The sequence below is a fragment of the Kitasatospora sp. SUK 42 genome (assembly GCF_015776785.2).
In the GTDB taxonomy this organism is placed as follows: Bacteria; Actinomycetota; Actinomycetes; order Streptomycetales; family Streptomycetaceae; genus Kitasatospora.
The window spans coordinates 1,046,596-1,063,691 of record NZ_LFMD02000007.1 but is presented as its reverse complement, the minus strand read 5'-3'; the positions used below and the strand labels follow the sequence as shown (position 1 = coordinate 1,063,691).

15 protein-coding genes are annotated in these 17,096 nt (G+C 72.4%); 4 read left to right on the top strand and 11 right to left on the bottom strand.

What is annotated here, in order from left to right:
• Positions 1–59: 59 nt before the first annotated feature.
• The 7 genes from fahA to RZ50_RS26365 all read right to left on the bottom strand — a co-directional run bounded on the left by fahA (position 60) and on the right by RZ50_RS26365 (position 9,068).
• A complete protein-coding gene (gene fahA / locus RZ50_RS26395) occupies positions 60–1,283 on the bottom strand; it encodes a fumarylacetoacetase (RefSeq protein ID WP_196949786.1) in 1,224 nt (407 codons plus the stop codon).
• Positions 1,280–2,212 carry a hypothetical protein gene (locus RZ50_RS26390; RefSeq protein WP_196949785.1) on the bottom strand — a complete coding sequence of 311 codons (933 nt, stop codon included), beginning with the start codon at positions 2,210–2,212 and terminating at the stop codon, positions 1,280–1,282. Before RZ50_RS26390 ends, fahA begins: the two co-directional genes overlap by 4 nt.
• A complete protein-coding gene (locus tag RZ50_RS26385; protein ID WP_196949784.1) occupies positions 2,209–3,411 on the bottom strand; it encodes a homogentisate 1,2-dioxygenase in 1,203 nt (400 codons plus the stop codon). Before RZ50_RS26385 ends, RZ50_RS26390 begins: the two co-directional genes overlap by 4 nt.
• Positions 3,412–3,453: 42 nt before the next feature.
• Positions 3,454–4,668: a 4-hydroxyphenylpyruvate dioxygenase gene (gene hppD, locus RZ50_RS26380; protein ID WP_196949783.1), complete on the bottom strand. Its 1,215-nt coding sequence runs from the start codon at positions 4,666–4,668 to the stop codon at positions 3,454–3,456.
• Positions 4,669–4,952: 284 nt separating this feature from the next.
• Entirely contained in the window at positions 4,953–6,305 is a 1,353-nt protein-coding gene (locus tag RZ50_RS26375) for a phosphoribosyltransferase family protein (RefSeq protein WP_196949782.1), read from the bottom strand.
• Positions 6,306–6,628: 323 nt separating this feature from the next.
• The gene (locus RZ50_RS26370) at positions 6,629–8,344 is read right to left on the bottom strand and encodes an acyl-CoA dehydrogenase family protein (protein ID WP_196949781.1); all 1,716 of its coding nucleotides are present in this window, start codon (positions 8,342–8,344) and stop codon (positions 6,629–6,631) included.
• Positions 8,345–8,462: 118 nt separating this feature from the next.
• A complete protein-coding gene (locus RZ50_RS26365; RefSeq protein WP_196949780.1) occupies positions 8,463–9,068 on the bottom strand; it encodes a PadR family transcriptional regulator in 606 nt (201 codons plus the stop codon).
• Positions 9,069–9,277: 209 nt separating this feature from the next.
• On the opposite strand from RZ50_RS26365, the gene RZ50_RS26360 reads away from it, so the two are divergent.
• The gene (locus tag RZ50_RS26360) at positions 9,278–9,724 is read left to right on the top strand and encodes an SPW repeat protein (protein ID WP_196949779.1); all 447 of its coding nucleotides are present in this window, start codon (positions 9,278–9,280) and stop codon (positions 9,722–9,724) included.
• 138 nt (positions 9,725–9,862) lie between these two features.
• Here the strand turns inward: RZ50_RS26360 and RZ50_RS26355 are convergent, their stop codons facing one another.
• The gene (locus RZ50_RS26355) at positions 9,863–11,281 is read right to left on the bottom strand and encodes an aspartate ammonia-lyase (protein WP_196949778.1); all 1,419 of its coding nucleotides are present in this window, start codon (positions 11,279–11,281) and stop codon (positions 9,863–9,865) included.
• Positions 11,282–11,390: 109 nt separating this feature from the next.
• Entirely contained in the window at positions 11,391–12,137 is a 747-nt protein-coding gene (locus RZ50_RS26350) for a carbon-nitrogen hydrolase family protein (protein ID WP_196949777.1), read from the bottom strand.
• 391 nt (positions 12,138–12,528) lie between these two features.
• Between RZ50_RS26350 and RZ50_RS26345 the strand changes: the two genes are divergently transcribed.
• Positions 12,529–14,472: a cholesterol oxidase substrate-binding domain-containing protein gene (locus RZ50_RS26345; RefSeq protein ID WP_196949776.1), complete on the top strand. Its 1,944-nt coding sequence runs from the start codon at positions 12,529–12,531 to the stop codon at positions 14,470–14,472.
• A 32-nt stretch (positions 14,473–14,504) separates the two neighbouring features.
• Here the strand turns inward: RZ50_RS26345 and RZ50_RS26340 are convergent, their stop codons facing one another.
• Entirely contained in the window at positions 14,505–15,095 is a 591-nt protein-coding gene (locus RZ50_RS26340; protein ID WP_196949794.1) for a helix-turn-helix domain-containing protein, read from the bottom strand.
• 196 nt (positions 15,096–15,291) lie between these two features.
• Here RZ50_RS26340 and RZ50_RS26335 point away from each other — a divergent pair, with 196 nt between their 5' ends.
• Together RZ50_RS26335 and RZ50_RS26330 are read left to right on the top strand one after the other, a co-directional pair.
• A complete protein-coding gene (locus tag RZ50_RS26335) occupies positions 15,292–16,056 on the top strand; it encodes an AzlC family ABC transporter permease (RefSeq protein WP_196949775.1) in 765 nt (254 codons plus the stop codon).
• Entirely contained in the window at positions 16,056–16,364 is a 309-nt protein-coding gene (locus tag RZ50_RS26330) for an AzlD domain-containing protein (RefSeq protein WP_196949793.1), read from the top strand. Before RZ50_RS26335 ends, RZ50_RS26330 begins: the two co-directional genes overlap by 1 nt.
• A gap of 145 nt (positions 16,365–16,509) precedes the next feature.
• On the opposite strand, the gene RZ50_RS26325 is transcribed toward RZ50_RS26330, so the two are convergent.
• Positions 16,510–16,821, bottom strand: a complete 312-nt coding sequence (locus RZ50_RS26325; protein ID WP_196949774.1) for a hypothetical protein — start codon at positions 16,819–16,821, stop codon at positions 16,510–16,512.
• Positions 16,822–17,096 lie beyond the last annotated feature (275 nt).

Sequence of the window (17,096 nt, the reverse complement as noted above, 5' to 3'; positions counted from 1 at the left end):
CCCGTGAGTCAGTGAGCCCGTGACCCGGTGAGTCCGCGAGCCTGCGGGCCAACGAGCCGTCAGCCCCGCACCCGCCCCGCGACCTCGCCGAACCCGACCACCGCGCCGTCCGGCCCCGGGGCCGTGGCCGTGATGACGACCTCGTCGCCGTCCTCCAGGAAGGTCCGGGTCGTGCCGTCCGGCAGCTTCACCGGCTCCTCGCCGTTCCAGGTCAGCTCGATCAGCGCGCCGCGGGTGTCCGGCTCCGGCCCGCTGACCGTGCCCGAGGCGAACAGGTCGCCGGTGCGCAGCGAGGCGCCGTTGACGGTCATGTGGGCCAGCTGCTGCTGAGCCGTCCAGTACATCGTGGCGAACGGCGGCCGCGAGACCGGGTGCCCGTTCAGCCGGACCTCCATCGCCAGGTCCAGGCCCCACGGCTCGCCGCCCCGGTCGTCCAGGTACGCCAGCGGCTCGACGTCGCGCTCCGGCGGAGTGACCCGGGCGTGCTGCAGGGCGTCCAGCGGCACGATCCACGGCGAGACCGAGGTGGCGAAGGACTTGCCGAGGAACGGGCCGAGCGGCACGTACTCCCAGGCCTGGATGTCACGCGCCGACCAGTCGTTGAGCAGGCAGACGCCGAACACGTGCTCGCGGAAGTCGTCCAGCACCACCGGCCGGCCCAGCTCCGAGGGCGTGCCGACGACGAAGCCGACCTCGGCCTCGATGTCCAGCCGCCGGGTCGGCCCGAAGGTCGGCGCGGCGTCGGCGGGCGCCTTGCGCTGCCCGCCCGGCCGCACCACCGGCGTGCCGGAGACGACCACCGTGCCCGCCCGGCCGTGGTAGCCGATCGGCAGGTGCTTCCAGTTGGGCGTGAGCGGCTCCGAGCCCGGACGGAAGATCCGGCCGAGGTTGGTCGCGTGGTGCTCGGAGGCGTAGAAGTCGACGTAGTCGGCGACCTCGAACGGCAGGTGCAGCTCGACCTCGTCCACCGGCAGCAGCGCCGGCGACACTGCCTCGCGGAAGGACTCGTCCGTCAGCCAGGTCGTGAGGTCGGCCCGCACCCGGGTCCAGACCGGCCGGCCGGCCGCCATCAGCGGGTTGAGCGAGTCCGCGTCCAGCAGCGCGGACGGCGCTCCGGCGGCCCGGGCGGCCGCCCCGGCGTCCAGCACGAACTCCCCGACGCGTACGCCGATCCGGCGCCGCCCCGGCTGGTCGGCCGCGGTGAAGACGCCGTACGGCAGGTTGTGCACGCCGAACGGCGAGTCCTGGGCGCTGGCGAGCCAGCTGCTGGGCGTGGTGCTCAACGGTCCTCCTGGGACAGTGGATCGGGCGACGACAGCAGGCCGAGCGCGGCCAGGTCGCCCAGCGGTTCGGCGATGCTGCAGGTGCCGAACGCGGTGAACGAGTTACGGATCACCGTAACCTGACGATCGGTCAGCGTGCGTGCTGCCTTGGCCAGGACCTCGCCGTCGCGTTCCGCCAGGATCGCCGCCGCGGCCCGGAGGTCGGTCTCCTGTGCGGCCAGCAGCACGTTCAGGAAGCCGTGGTGCTCGAAGCCGGTCCGCGGGTCGGTGTGCCGGACGGCGTTGTGCAGCCCGGCCGTGCACTTGTACGGCAGGCCGCGCCGCGCGCAGCCGGTGAGGAAGGCGGCCAGCTCCTCCTCGTCCGGGAACGCCTCGGCCGCCAGCCCGCCGGTGCGGAACTTCGCCCGGTAGGGGCTGTCGACCAGCACGTCCAGCACCGCGTCCAGCCCGTCCCCGCGCAGGAGTTCGCGCGGCAGCTCGACGGCGGCCGGGACGTGAGGCGGCAGCAGCCGGTCCAGTTCGGCGACCGCCTCGGCGGCGTCCCGGGTGGCCAGTTCGACGCCGGCCAGTTCGAACGGCGCGGCGGCGGCGAGCGCCGATGCGAGCTCCGCACTGCCCCCCGGCAGTACAAGCCCGATCCTGAGCGGCGCGTCGCTCGCCCCCACCACACCCTCCGTGTCCGCGGCACCCTCCGCGGACACGGCGTCCTTCACCACCGCGCCGCCCGCCGCCACGGCGGTCAACTCGCCCAGCCGGCCCGCCCCGCAGAGGAACGGTCCGACCGCCTCGGCGTACCAGGCCGCGCGGTGGGCGCGGTGCGCGGGCACGGCCTCGGCGACCGGCAGGTTCCCCGGGGGGAACACCGCCGCGTCGTCGAAGAGCCCGCGGAACAGCTCGGGGATCACGCCTTCCGGAGACGGCGTGCTCATCGGCCCGGCCCCCGACCGGCCCAGGTCCAGGCGTAGTTGGCGTCCTCGCCGGCCCGGCCGCCCTCGCCGAGCTCCAGCGGGCGGAAGGTGTCCACCATGACCGCCAGCTCGTCGAAGAACTCCACGCCGATGCTGCGCTCGTACGCGCCCGGCTGCGGCCCGTGGGTGTGCCCGCCCGGGTGCAGCGAGATCGAGCCCTGGCCGATGCCCGAACCCTTGCGGGCCGCGTAGTCGCCGCCGCAGTAGAACATGACCTCGTCGCTGTCCACGTTGGCGTGGTAGTACGGCACCGGGATCGACAGCGGGTGGTAGTCCACCTTGCGGGGAACGAAGTTGCAGATCACGAAGCCGTTGCCCTCGAACACCTGGTGGGCCGGCGGCGGCTGGTGGACCCGGCCGGTGATCGGCTCGAAGTCCCGGATGTTGAAGGCGTACGGGTACAGGCAGCCGTCCCAGCCGACCACGTCGAAGGGGTGGTGCGGCACCGTGTAGCGGGTGCCGGAGACCCCGTTCGGGCCGCGGTGCTTGACCAGCACGTCGACGTCCCCGGGGGTGTCGACCACCAGCGGCCCGACCGGCCCGCGGAAGTCCCGCTCGCAGTACGGCGCGTGCTCCAGCAGCTGCCCGTACTTCGACAGGTAGCGCTTGACCGGGCTGATGTGGCTGTTCGCCTCGATGCAGTACGCGCGGAGCGGCTCGTCCCCGGAGGGCACCCAGCGGTGGGTGGTGGCGCGCGGGATGATCACGTAGTCGCCCTGGCCGACCTCGATCGAGCCGAAGACCGTCTCCAGCGTGCCGGCGCCGGACTCCACGTACACGCACTCGTCGCCGAGCCCGTTGCGGTACAGCTCGCTCGGGGCTCCGGCGGCCACGTACGAGATCCGCACGTCGCCGTTGCCGAGGACCAGCCGGCGGCTGTTCACGACGTCCGCGGCCTTCCACTCCTGGTCCGAGAACAGCTCGTGCAGCTTGAGGTGGCGGGGGAGCAGGGGATGGTTGGGCACCGTGGACTGGTCCGGAAGGTCCCACGGCACCGCGTTCACCACCGCCGAGGGGATGCCCCGGTGGTAGAGCAGGGACGAGTCGGAGGAGAACCCCTCCTCGCCCATCAACTCCTCGTAGTACAGCCCGCCTTCGGGTGTGCGGTGCTGGGTGTGCCGCTTGGGCGGGATGCTGCCCAGCTGCCGGTAGTACGCCATCTCCCTGCTCCTCCTCGACCGTTCGTCAGAGTTCCCCGATACTCACAGGTTGCCGCGACGGTCCTGCTCGCGCTCGATGGACTCGAACAGCGCCTTGAAGTTGCCCTTGCCGAAGCCCAGCGAACCGTGGCGCTCGATGAACTCGTAGAAGACGGTGGGGCGGTCGCCGATCGGCTTGGTGAAGATCTGCAGCAGGTAGCCGTCCTCGTCGCGGTCGACCAGGATGCCGCGCTTCTTCAGCTCCTCGATCGGCACGCGCACCTTGCCGATCCGCTCGCGCAGCTCCGGGTCGTCGTAGTACGCGTCCGGGGTGTTGAGGAACTCCACGCCGCGCGAGCGCAGCACGTCCACGGTGGTGAGGATGTCGTTGGTGGCGAGCGCCATGTGCTGGCAGCCGGGGCCGGTGTAGAACTCCAGGTACTCGTCGATCTGGGACTTCTTCTTGGCGATGGCCGGCTCGTTGAGCGGGAACTTCACCCGGTGGTTGCCGCTGGCGACGACCTTGGACATCAGTGCGGAGTACTCGGTGGCGATGTCGTCGCCGACGAACTCGGCCATGTTCACGAAGCCCATGACCCGGTTGTAGAACTGGACCCACTCGTCCATCCGGCCCAGCTCGACGTTGCCGACGGCGTGGTCGAGGGCCTGGAACAGGCGCTTGGGCGAGCCCTCCGGGTGGGTGACGGAGCTCTTCGCGGTGACGTAGCCCGGCAGGTAGGGGCCGCTGTAGCGGGAGCGGTCGATCAGGGTGTGGCGGGTCTCGCCGTAGGTGGCGATGGCCGCGCGGCGCACGGTGCCGTTCTCGTCCGAGACGTCGTTCGGCTCCTCCAGCACGGTGGCGCCGCTCGCGCGGGCGTGCTCGATGCACTTGTCGACGTCCGGGACCTCCAGCGCCAGGTCGACCACGCCGTCGCCGTGGCGGCGGTGGTGGTCCAGGAGCGGGCTCTCCGGCTGGACGCCGCCCTTGATCACGAAGCGGCAGGAGCCGGAGCGGAGCACGTAGGCCTTGCGGTCGCGGCGGCCGGTCTCCGGGCCGGAGTAGGCGACCAGCTCCATGCCGAACACGACCTGGTAGAACTGCGCCGTCTGGGTGGCGTTGCCGACCACGAAGACGACCGCGTCCTGGGCGGTGACCGGGAACGGGTCGGCGGCCGCGTCGTGCTCGACGAGGCCGACGAGGCGGCGCAGCTGGTCGGCGTCGAGACCGGCCTCGCGCTCCTCGGGGGTCAACTCAAGGGCGTGGGACTGCGGGGTCATCGCTCGTTCCTCCACTCTGGGGCCTCGGCTCTGAGGCTTCCGCTGGATCACGTGGATCTCGGCCGCACGGCGAACGGGTGGGCGGTGCGGTTGCGCAGAGCTTGCTACTGTCGGGGTGGTTGGGCAACAGGTCGATTTTTCACTGCTCAATGTGTACAAGCTGATTAGGAAATCCCGGCTTCGGCTGCGCAAAATGCGCTGCTCATCGGGGGGTTCCGCACGAATTCTGCGCAACCGATTTCTGCGCAACCGTCCTCTGCGCAACCGTCCTCCGCGCAACCTCATCACGGTGCGTCGCCGGTCGGGCCACCGGTGGGCCCGGTGCGGGGGAGATGCCGCAGGAACCAGTCCGCGGCCAGCTCGGCGACCCGGTCGAGCGTGCCCGGCTCCTCGAACAGGTGGCTCGCGTGCGCTACCACCACCAGTTCGCTCTCGCAGCGCAGCAGGGCCTCGGCCTGCCGGTTGAGGTCCAGAACGGTCGCGTCCAGGGCGCCGACCAGGAGCAGCGTCGGCGCGCTCACCCGGCCCAGCACCGCAGGGGCGGCGAGGTCCGGACGCCCACCCCGGGAGACCACGGCGCGCACCGCCGGGCCCAGCTCGGCGGCGGTGTGCAGCGCGGCGGCGGCTCCCGTGCTGGCGCCGAACAGGCCGAGCGGCAGGCCGCGGGTCTCGTCGAGCCCGTCCGGCCCGTCCAGCCGCCGGGCGACGGCGGTCAGCCGCGAGCCGAGCAGGCCCACGTCGAACACCTTGCGCCGGTCCGGCTCCTCGGCCTCGGTGAGCAGGTCGAACAACAGGGTGCCCAGCCCGGCCCGGTTCAGGTGCTCGGCCACGTACCGGTTGCGCGGGCTGTGCCGCCCGCTGCCGCTGCCGTGCGCGAAGACCACGATCCCGCGAGCCCCGGCCGGGACGGTCAGCCGACCGGCCAGGCGGACCCCGGCGGCGGACAGCGCCAGCTCGCGGTCGACCTCGGCGGAGTGCTCCGGCCGTTCGCCCCGGGCCTCGGCGAGCAGCCGCAGCACCTCCTCGTCCTCGGTCTGCGAGAAGTCGGCGTAGAACTCGCCGATCGCGAAGAACGGCGACGGCGTGTCCACGCAGACCAGCTCGTCGGCGACGGCGGACAGCCGGTCCGTCCAGTCCCGGGGCGCCACCGGGACAGCCAGCACCACCCGGGCCGCCCCGCGCGCCCGCACGATCCGGCACGCGGCCAGGGCGGTGGAGCCGGTGGCGATGCCGTCGTCCACCACGACCACCGTGCGCCCGCGCAGCTCGGCTGCCGGGCGGTCGCCCCGGTAGCGCAGTGCCCGGCGCTCCAGCTCCGCGCGCTCGCGCCGCTCCACCTTGGCCAACTGCTCGTCGCTGATCCCGGCGAGCCCGATGACCTGCTCGTTCAGCACCCGTACGCCGTCCTCGCCGATCGCCCCCATGCCCAGCTCGGGCTGGTACGGCACGCCGAGCTTGCGGATCACGCAGATGTCCAGCGGCGCGCCGAGCGCGCTCGCCACCTCGGCGGCCACCGGCACCCCGCCCCGGGGCAGCGCGACCACGACGGTGTCGGGGCCGCCCAGGTGGCCCAGGCGGGCGGCCAGCCGGCGGCCGGCGTCGGTGCGGTCGGTGAAGTGGGTTCCGGTGACGTGCATGACACGGCCTCCGAGTTCCACCGTACGCCGGTTGCCGCACGCCGATCCCGAACCGGTGGCCGTGGAGGGGACTGTTCGCCGCCACGTGACCCACGTCTTCGGGAAGACGCACGTCACCACGTGCGCCGAGGCGGTCGCCCGGGCCCGGGACACGGGCCTCGGGGACGGCTGGACGAGCGGTGCTTTCCCGGGGAGTCCGGGGGCTTGGGCCCGGGCCCGGGCGGGGGAGTCCGCGTGCGCGAGTCCGGGGTGTGCGAGTCCGGGGGTGCCGGTCCGCCGACCGGCACCCCCGGAGTCCTGCTGGTGTCGTTTTCCCCTGCGGCCTACGGCTGCATCTCGTACGCGCCCGAGAGCGCCTCGACCCGGGCCCACACCCTCGCCTCGCGCTCGGCGTCCGCGACCGGGCGGCGCACGTTCGCCAGCGCCCAGGCGGCCTGTTCCTCGGTGGCGGAGGCCTTGCCGTGCAGCTCGGTCGCGTGGGCGGAGAAGTCGCGCACCAGGGCGTCGAAGATCCGGTCCAGCACGTCGCCGCCCTCGTCGGACGCGGTCAGGCCGGTCAACTCGGCCTGCTCCAGGACCAGCTGGCCGTACACGATCAGCGCGAACAGCTGGCCGATCTCCAGCAGGAAGTCCAGGTCCGCCTGCTGTTCCCGGCCGGGCGCGTGCTTGAGCAGCAACTCGCAGAAGGCGTCCGCCTGCTCGCGGAAACGGGCGACGTTCGGCAGCTGTGCGTGCCGGTCGTAGGCGGCGCGCCAGTCGTGGAAGCGGATCGCGCCCAGGCCGCGGGCCGGGCCCTGCCGGAACAGGAAGACGTCGTCGGCGGCGTCCAGCCGGGTCGGCACCGGGGCGTAGTCGGCGGGCTGGAAGAGGTAGTTGGCCATGAACTTGAGGATCAGCGCCAGGTTGACGTGGACGGTGCCCTCCAGCTTCGGCAGGCCGCGGATGTCCTTGGCGGCCTTGTCGAAGTAGGTGTCCGCCTCGAAGCCCTTGGCCGCGATGACGTCCCACATCAGGTCGATGACCTTCTCGCCCTCGGTGGTGACCTTCATCTTGGTCATCGGGTTGAAGAGCAGGTAGCGGCGGTCCTCGGGGGAGGCGGTGCGGAAGTAGTCGACGGCCCGGGCGCTGAACAGCTTCATCGCGACCAGGCGGACGTACGCGTCGGTCAACTCCCGTCGCACGTGGGGGAAGTCGGTGACCGGCTTGCCGTACAGCACCCGGTTGTGGGCGTGCGTGACGGCCTCGTACATCGCGTGCTCGCAGATGCCGATCGAGGCGGTGCACAGGTTGAACTTGCCGACGTTGACGGTGTTCAGCGCGGCGTCCAAGGCGGCCTGCCCGGTGTGCAGCACGTCCTCGGCGCGCACCGGGTAGTCCTCCAGGCGGAACTCGCTGACGTACATCTGGGCGTTCACCACGTTCTTGACCAGGTGGTACGCCTCGTGGCGGCTGTCGGCGGCGAAGAAGACGTAGCCCTCCGGGCCCTCGACGTCCGAGCGGCGGCCGAAGACCGAGACCAGTCCGGCCACGTTGCCGTTGCCGATGTAGTACTTGGAACCGGTCGCGGTGAAGCCGCCCTCGCCGTCCGGGGTGAGGATCAGGTCGGTGGAGTAGATGTCGGCGCCGTGGGTGCGCTCGGACAGACCGAAGGCCATGACGTGCCCCTCGGCCAGCAGCCTGGCGGCGCGGGCCCGGACGGCCTCGTTCTCGCTCTGCCAGACGGGGCCGAGGCCCAGGATGGTGACCTGCCAGGTGTACCAGTAGCCGAGGCCGTAGAAGCCGAGGATCTCGTTGAGCTCGGCGATCCGGGCGGTGTCCCAGCGCTTGTCGGGGTCGGCCGAGGACGGGGTCAGGAACTCGGCGAACAGGCCTTCGCGTGCGGCGAATTCGAGGAAGTCGGCGTACCAGGTGCGGTCGATGTAGGTGTCGATGAGCGCCTTCTTGCCGCGGGACTCGAACCAGTCCACGGTCGCACGGAGCAGACGGCGGGTCGGCGCGTCGAACTGCGCGGGGTCGTAGGTGCGCGGATTGAAGAGCATCAGGGGCTCCCGGGAGTTGAGGGTATGAGGGCTCTCGGCGAACAGGTGTCAGCAAACGGATTTCAGCGAACGGATTTCAGCGAACGGGCCTCAGAGAACAGAGTTCAGATGACAGATTTCAAACTCTGTCATCTGAACTCTGAACCCCGCCCCCGTCCTGGTCCCCGCCCCCGCCCTCGCCCCCGTTCGCGAGCCGGCGCAGGGTGGCGAGCACCTCGTCCAGCCAGGCGAGGGTCATCCGCTCGTACTCGATGCCGCCGCGCAGCACCACGTACTGGAGCTCCTGTGCGGTGTCGAGCGCGTCGAGGTCGGGGAAGTCCCGCTGCTCGCCGTGCAGGTAGCGGGAGAGCAGGGCGGCGTGGCCCTCGCGGTGCCGTTCGACCTCGGAGATCAGCGCGGCCGGGTCGTCGAAGGCGGCGGCCCGGATCTTGACCGCGAGCTCGTGCCGCACGGTCTCCGGCTCGACCGGCTCGCGCAGCCAGTCGGCCAGCGCGGCCCGCCCGGCCCCGGCCGCCGAGTAGACCTTCTTGTCCGGGCGGCCGTCCTGCGCGACCTCCTCCGCCGCGATCCAGCCGTCCGCCTCCATCCGCCGCAGCACCCGGTAGATCTGCTGGTGGGTCGCGGTCCAGAAGCGTCCGATGGAGCGGTCGAAGCGCCGGGCCAGTTCGTAGCCGGAGCCGGGCTGCTCCAGCAGCGAGACGAGGATCGCGTGCTCCAGTGCCATGCCCGCATCCTGCTATGCAACGAATTGCATAGGCAATGGGGCCTCGGGGTGTTGAGACGCAGGTCACCGGCGTGATCGGAAGGTTATCGATCATTCTGGACAATCAGGCGCAAATCGCTCGATAGGCGACACAATGGGTACGGGGCAAGCGCCTTCCAAGTTCCGGACCACAGGAGGTGGTATCGGTGGCAACCCATATCCCGACGGGCATGGAGCACCATCCGGACATCGTCGAACTGAGAGAACGCTACGAGAGGGTCACCTCGACCCCCCGCGCCCAGGGCATCGAAGCCCTGGCCGTACTGGCCGGCCTCTTCCTGGCAGCATCGCCGTGGATCGTCGGCTTCACCGCATTCAGCACCCTGACCGTGACCTGCCTGATCGTGGGCCTGGCCTACGCGGTGCTGATGGCCGGCTACGGATCGGCCTACGAACGCACCCACGCGCGGGCCTGGGCGGCCGCCGTGCTCGGCGTCTGGACGATCCTCTCCCCCTGGATCGTCTCCGGGTCCGTCGCGCACGGCAAGAACATCGTGACCTGCGTCATCGTCGGCGCCGTGATGTTCCTGCTCGGCCTCGCGGCGATCTCGATGGCCACCATGACGTCGAACGGAGCGTCGATGCGGCGCGGCCGGGCCGGCCGTGCCAAGGGCTGAGCTTCCCCACAAGCCCGCGTCCGGGGCGCGGAGGGCCTGAGTGCCCGCCGCGCCCCGGCGCGCGTCCGGCGGCGTCGGGTACGTGTCCGACGGCGTCGGACGCACACCCGGCGTGCGCCCGACGGCCGTCCGAGTCCGCTACGGGTGCGTCATCCGCAGCACGTCCAGCGCCTCGTCCAGCTGCGCCTCGGTGAGCCTGCCCTGCTCGACGTACCCGCGCTCCAGCACCACCTGACGGATCGTCTTCCGCTCCGCCAGTGCCTGCTTGGCGACCTTCGCCGCCTCCTCGTACCCGATGTACCGGTTCAGCGGCGTCACCACCGAGGGCGAGGACTCCGCGTACTCGCGGGCCCGTTCGACGTTGGCGGTGATGCCGTCCACCGTCCGGTCCGCCAGCAGCCGGGCGCTGTTGGCCAGCAGCCGCACCGACTCCAGCACGTTGCGGGCGATCACCGGGAGCATCACGTTCAGCTCGAAGTTGCCGCTCGCGCCGGCCAGCGTCACCGTCGCGTCGTTGCCGACCACCTGGGCGGCGACCATCAGCACCACTTCGGGCAGCACCGGGTTCACCTTGCCCGGCATGATGGACGAACCGGGTTGCAGGTCCGGAAGGTTGATCTCGCCGAGGCCGGTGCGGGGGCCGGACCCCATCCACCGCAGGTCGTTCGCGATCTTCGTGAACCCGACCGCGACGGTGCGAAGTTGGCCGCTCAGTTCGACCAGCGAGTCCCGCGCGCCCTGCGCCTCGAAGTGGTTCCGGGCCTCCGTCAGCGGCAGCCCGGTGGTGCGGGCCACCTCCGCGATGACCGCTCCGGGGAAGCCGGGCGGGGTGTTGATGCCGGTGCCCACCGCCGTTCCGCCGAGCGGCAGTTCGGCCACCCGGGGGAGCGTGGCCAGCAGCCGCTCCCGCCCGTGCCGCACCTGGGCCGCGTAGCCGCCGAACTCCTGGCCGAGGGTGACGGGCGTGGCGTCCATCAGGTGCGTGCGGCCCGACTTCACGACCTGCGCGAACTCGGCGGCCTTGCGCTCCAGGGCCTCCGCCAGGTGCTCCAGCGCCGGGACCAGGTCGTGCGTGACGGCGGCGGTGGCGGCGATGTGGATCGAGGACGGGAACACGTCGTTGGACGACTGGCTGGCGTTCACCTGGTCGTTCGGGTGGACGGGGCGGCCCAGCCGCTCACCGGCCAGGGTCGCGATCACCTCGTTGGTGTTCATGTTGGACGAGGTGCCCGAGCCGGTCTGGAACACGTCCACCGGGAACTGGTCGTCCCAGCGACCCTCCGCGACCTCCTCGGCCGCCGCCGCGATCGCCTCCGCCGTCTCCTCGTCCAGGACCCCGAGGCGGGCGTTCACCCGGGCCGCGGCCGCCTTGATCCGGGCCAGAGCGGCGATGTGCGCGCGCTCCAGCCGCTGGCCGGACACCGGGAAGTTCTCCACCGCCCGCTGCGTCTGCGCCTGCCACTTCGCGGCGGCGGGCACCCGTACCTCGCCCATCGAGTCGTGCTCGATCCGGTACTCCTGCGAGTCGTCCTGAGCCTTCTCCTGCACATCGGCCATCGCGCGCTGCACCTCCTGTACGGGCCCTCTCGGCCCGGTTCCGGGTCTTACGATCACGACAGCCGCGCACGGGCCCCGGGTATTTCCGCCCGGGCCCGCGACCTCCGCGCTACGGCCGGGGCAGCTCGCCGCGGACCAGCCCGCCGCGGACCAGTTCGCCCGGCTCGGTGCCGGCCTGGGCCACCGGCTCGCCGACCGGGGACCAGAGGCCGGAGCCGCCCGAGGTCTCCGGGAACTCGCCACTGGCCCCGGCGCAGGTGGAGAGCACGCCCCAGACCCCGTGTACGGTGGTCCGCTCCCGCAGGTGGCCGTCCCGGCGCTCGGCCTGGGCCGCCCCCGGGCCGTACAGGGTGGAGGCGACGTAGGCGTCGATGCCGAGCGCGGCGGTCTCCTCGGCGTGCGACGGGTCGGCGGCGTCCGCGCAGATCGCGAGGCCGAGCCGCAGACCGTCCAGCTCCAGGACGACGGGCTTCTGGCCCGGGGTGAACCGGTCGGACTCCGGGCCGTGCAGCCGCATCTTGCGGTACACGGCCTTGGCGCCTTCGCCGGTCACCGCCAGGGTGGCGATGGACTCGCTCCCGTCCGCCTCCACGACCGGTGCGCCGACCAGGGCGACGGCACCGGTGGCGGCGCAGGCCGCGACCAGCGGGGCGAGTCGGTCGTCCGCCGGGTCGACGGCGGGGGCGGCCAGGTCGTAGCCGGTCAGCGAGAGCTCGGGGAAGACCACCAACCGGGTCCCAGCCGCGCGGACGGCCTCGGCGTGCCGCTCGACGTTGACGGCCAGGGTGTCCGGGCGGCCGGGGGCGGCGCAGGCGGGCTGGGCCACGGTGACGGTCAGCGGGGCGGACGAGGGCACGGCGGAGCCTCCGGCGGGTGAGGGCGGGTGAGGGCGGGTGGTCAAGATCAACCTATGCGTTCGCCGATGAGCCGGGCAACGGCCGAGGGCGGGCGCATGACCGGGCACGCGACCAGCGCCGATGCCGCCGTCGCCCCTCGCCGTCCGCGGTCGTTCGCCGTGAGACGACCGCCGGAGCCCGCGGGCAGGACTGCCGAGGCGTCGGAGTTCAGCCCCCGGGCGCTGTTCGCAGCCGTTCGGGCCTTGATCACTCGAAGGAGTGAGATCTCGGCCGGATCGCTTCAAACGGCCGTACGGCGCTTCGTACGCTCCTGACCAGGTCGGGGGGACACCGGCCCGCCTCGGAACGCCGCAGCCCGGCCCGGGGGTACCAGCGCAGGGGGCGGACCGGATGACGACAGGGCACGGCGTGAACGGCGTGAACGGCGTGAACGGGGGAACGGACGGCGGAACGGACGGCGGGGAGGGCGGCCAGGGACACGGCGGGGAGCGCGGCCTGACCAGGCGGCGGCTGCTCGGCGCGTCGGCGGCGCTCGGCGGTGCGGCCTGGCTGCTGCGCGGCACCGTCGGCCCGGACAGCGCCGCGGCCGCCACACCCGTACCGCCCGGCCTGCCCGCGGGCACCGAGCTCTACCAGCGGGTCTTCGAGAACTGGTCCGGCGAGATCCGCACCGACCAGCTGTGGACCTCCGCGCCCCGCACCCCCGAGGAGGTTCCGGCCCTCGCCGACTGGGCGCACGCCAACGGCTGGCGCCTGCGCGCCACCGGCTACCGGCACACCTGGGCGCCGCTCACCGTCGCCAACGGGACCCCGGAGAGCGCCCGCGTCCTGCTGGTGGACACCAGCCGCCACCTCACCGCCATCGCCGCGGACTCGCCCACCACCGTCCGGGTGCAGACCGGCGCGAGCATGGAGGCGCTGCTCGCCCACCTGGGCGACCGGGGCCTCGGACTCACCGCCTGCCCGGCGCCCGGCGACCTCACCGTCGGCGGAGCGCTCGCCATCGGCGGCCACGGCACCGCCGCCCCCGCCGCCGGCGAGCTGCGGCCGGACGGGCACGGCTACGGCTCGGTCAGCAACCAGGTGGTCCGGCTCACCGCCGTCGTCCTCGACCCGGCCACCGGCCGCTACGCGCTGCGCACCTTCGACCGCGCCGAGGCCGACAGCGCCGCCTTCCTGGTGCACCTGGGCCGCGCGTTCCTCACCGAGGTCGTCCTGCGGGCCGGCGCCGACCACTCGCTGCGCTGCGTCAGCAGGCTCGACATTCCGGCCAGCGAGCTGTTCGCCCGCCCCGGGAGCGGTACGGACGGCGGCGGGCTTCTCGGTGGACTGCTCGGCGGACTGCTGGGTGGAGGAGGCCCGCGCACCCTCGCCGACTTCGTCGAGCGCGACGGCCGGGTCGAGGCGATCTGGTTCGCCTACACCGAGTACCCGTGGCTCAAGACCTGGAGCGTCACCCCGACCAAGCCGCTCGCGTCCAGGGCCGTCGACCAGCCCTACAACTACCCCTTCTCGGACAGCATTCCGGAACCGGTCGCCCGACTGGTCGGCCAAATCGTCACCGGTGCCTGGGGATCGGCCCCGCTGTTCGGCCAACTCCAGTACATCGTCGCCAAGGTGGCGCTGACCGGCGACCTCACCGACGTCCTGCTCTCCGGCGGGCTGCTGCGCGAACTGCTCAGCGGCGACCTGATCACCCACCTGCTCGCCGGCGGCCTGCGCTCCGACCTCTGGGGGCCCTCGCGCGCCCTGCTGCAGTACGTCCGGCCCACCACGCTGCGGGTCACCGCCAACGGCTACGCGATCCTGGCCAAGCGTTCCGACCTCCAGTGGGTGGTCAGCGAATTCGCCGCCTACTACCGGCAGTTGCTCGCCGAGTACCAGGCCCGGGGCGAGTTCCCGGTGAACGGTGCGGTGGAGATCCGGGTCACCGGCCTGGATGACCCCTCCTACTCCGGCGTCCCCGGTGCCCGGCCCCCGCTGCTCTCCGCGCTGCGCCCCCGGGCCGACCGGCCGGAGTGGGACACCGCCGTGTGGCTGGACGTCCTCGCCTTCCCCGGCACCCCAGGCCTGGAGCGCTTCGCCCGCGACCTGGAGCAGTGGCTGCTGCGCACCTTCGACGGCACCCGGGCGGGCCTGCGGGTCGAGTGGTCCAAGGGCTGGGCCTACACCGCAGACGCGGCCTGGTCCGACCCGGACCTGCTCGGCCGGGTGATCCCGGACAGCCTGCGCGCCGGCGGCGGACCCGGCTGGGACGAGGCGATCGCCGTCCTGGACCGGTACGACCCGCACCGGGTGTTCGGGAACCCCTTCCTGGACGGCCTGTTGAAGTAGGCCGTCCAGCCCGGCAGGCGATCGGATGCGCGTCAGATGTGTTCCATCACGATCACCGCGAGGGTGTCCGGGGCCAGGGCGCGGAACACGTGCGGGGCGTCGCCCGGGTAGCTGATGTAGTCGCCCGGGCCCAGCTCGACCGGCTCCTGGGCCGGACCGACCAGGGCCCGACCCGACCCGATCATCACGTGCTCGACGGTGCCGGGCATGTGCGGGTCCGAGGCCCTGGTCTCGCCCGGCTGGGCCTCGATCCGGTAGATGTCGCGCCGGGCGTTCGGCGGGCAGGAGGAGAGTACGGTGGCCGCGTAGTTGGCCTGCTCGGAGTGGGTCACCGGGCCCTCTCCGGCCCGGAGCACCTTGACCGTCGGGCGCGGCGGGTCGACCAGGCGACTGAACGGCACGTTCAGTGCGACCCCGAGCGCCCAGAGCGTCTCCACGCTGGGGTTGCCGGCGCCCGATTCCAGCTGCGAGAGCGTCGACTTGGCGATCCCCGCACGCCGGGCCAGCTCGGCCATCGACAGCCCGCTGCGCTCGCGCTCGCGCCGGATGGAGGCGGCGATCTGGCCGATCAGCTCCGCGCCGGAGCCGTTGGCGCCCGTGGGCGGGGTGGTCCGGTCACTCATGCTCGCCACTCGGGCTTCCTCCTGGTTCCCCTGGGTCCTCCGGTACGTGGTTCGTCGCCGGTTCGCGGCCGGCCTCCGACTCGTACCGTCCGGTGCCGTTCATGCTGCCACGGCCGCGCGTGATGATGTTCGTTCGCTCTATCGGTCCAATCGTTCGGCTTGACGAACCGCGGGTAGCCGGTTCACTCTGATGGACATGCGTTCGCTGCTCCGAACACTGGAACATGCCACTGTCCGTGACATCGCTCTGGTCTGCCTCGCCGACGCCCTCGTCGGCGCCTCCTTCGGCGCGATCAGCGTCTCCGGCGGCCTGCCCCTCTGGGTGCCGATCGTCCTCTCCGTCCTCGTGTTCGCCGGCGGCTCGCAGTTCGCCGCCGTCGGCGTGGTGCTGTCCGGCGGTGGCGCGCTCGCCGCCGTCGTCACCGGTCTGGTGCTCAACGCCCGGCTGCTGCCGTTCGGGTTCACCGTCGCCGACGTGCTCCAGGGCCCGTGGTGGCGGCGTCTGCTGGGTGCCCAGCTGATCACCGACGAGTCGGCCGCCTTCGTGCTGCAACAGGACCGGCCGCAGCGGCGCCGGGCGGCGTTCTGGGTTTGCGGGATCGGGCTGTTCGTGGTGTGGAACGTCGCGGTGCTGCTCGGAGCGCTCGCGGGCGGGCTGATCGGGAACACCGACGCGCTGGGCCTGGACGCGGCCTTCCCGGCGGTTCTGCTCGCGCTCGTCCTGCCCTCCCTGGTGGACCGCCGGACCCGTACGGCCGCCCTGGTGGGCGCCGTCGTGGCCGTCGCGGCCACGCCGTACGTGCCGGCCGGGCTGCCGGTGCTGCTGGCCCTGGTCGGGCTGCTGTTCGCCGGGAGGCCGGCGGCTGCGGGCGGGCCGGAGGGGGCGGAGGGGGCAGAGGAGTCGGAGGGGTCGAGAGAGCCGGAGGCCGTCGCGGCGGCCGTGAAGGAGGAAGTCCGATGATGCCGCTGTACGCCATCCTGCTGCTGGCCGCCGGGACGTACGCCTACCGCATCGCCGGGCCGCTGCTCGGGCACCGGCTCGCGCTCTCGGAGCGGTTGCGGCACCTGCTGGCCGTCGCGGCGGCGGTCCTGCTGGTCGCGCTGGTGGCGACCGGTGCGCTGACCCAGGGGCACGGCTTCGCGGGCTGGGCCCGCCCGGCGGGCGTACTGGTCGCGGGGGTGCTCGCCTGGCGTCGGGCACCGTTCCCGGCGGTGGTCGTCGCGGGCGCGGCGACGACGGCGGTGCTGCGGCTGTGCGGGGTGGGGTGACGTCGGGCGGGCGGATGACGGTCGGCGGCTGACCGTCGGCAGCTGACAGCTGACAGCTGACAGCTGACGGCGAACAGAAGACAGCTGACAGATTTCGAAATCTGTCAGCTGTCTTCTGTTCGCTGTCGCCCCGCTCCGCGATACCTCAGTCCTCCGTCAGCCGCTCCGCCTGCACCTCAGGCCGCGTGCTGTCCCACAGCAACTCCCACACCTTGAACACGCAGTGGTAGTCGCGCATGCTCCCCTGAGCAATCAGCAGGTAGGTGTCCCCGTCCCGGAGCAGCGTCCGCCGCCGGATGTTGAACGGGTGCTGCGGGGTGAACGACGGGACGAGCCGCCGCAGCTCCTCGACGGCCTCCTCCCGGGTGCCCTCGACCTCGCCGAGTACCTTGCTGCCCCAGGTCCGGTTCTTGTCCAGACCAACCGTCTCCTCGACGACCAGCGCCCAGCGCGCCATGCCCCGCTCCTTCCGTCCCGCCGGCTCCGCCAGCCCTCCCGGTTCCGTCGGTTCCGACGGTCCCGTCCCCTCTCCCGGTTCCGCCAGTTCTCCCGGTTCCGTCAGTTCCGTGCGCGCTGTCCGTTGCCCCTCCGCCGCGCCGCCCAGCTCCTCGGCCGTCAGCTCGCCGACCACGTACTCGCCGCTGGACGTGTCGCCTTCCTCACTCGTTCGCGCCCTGCCAGCCGTCCGCCCGGTTGCGGAATACTCGCCGGTGTTCCGCCGAGACCACAAGG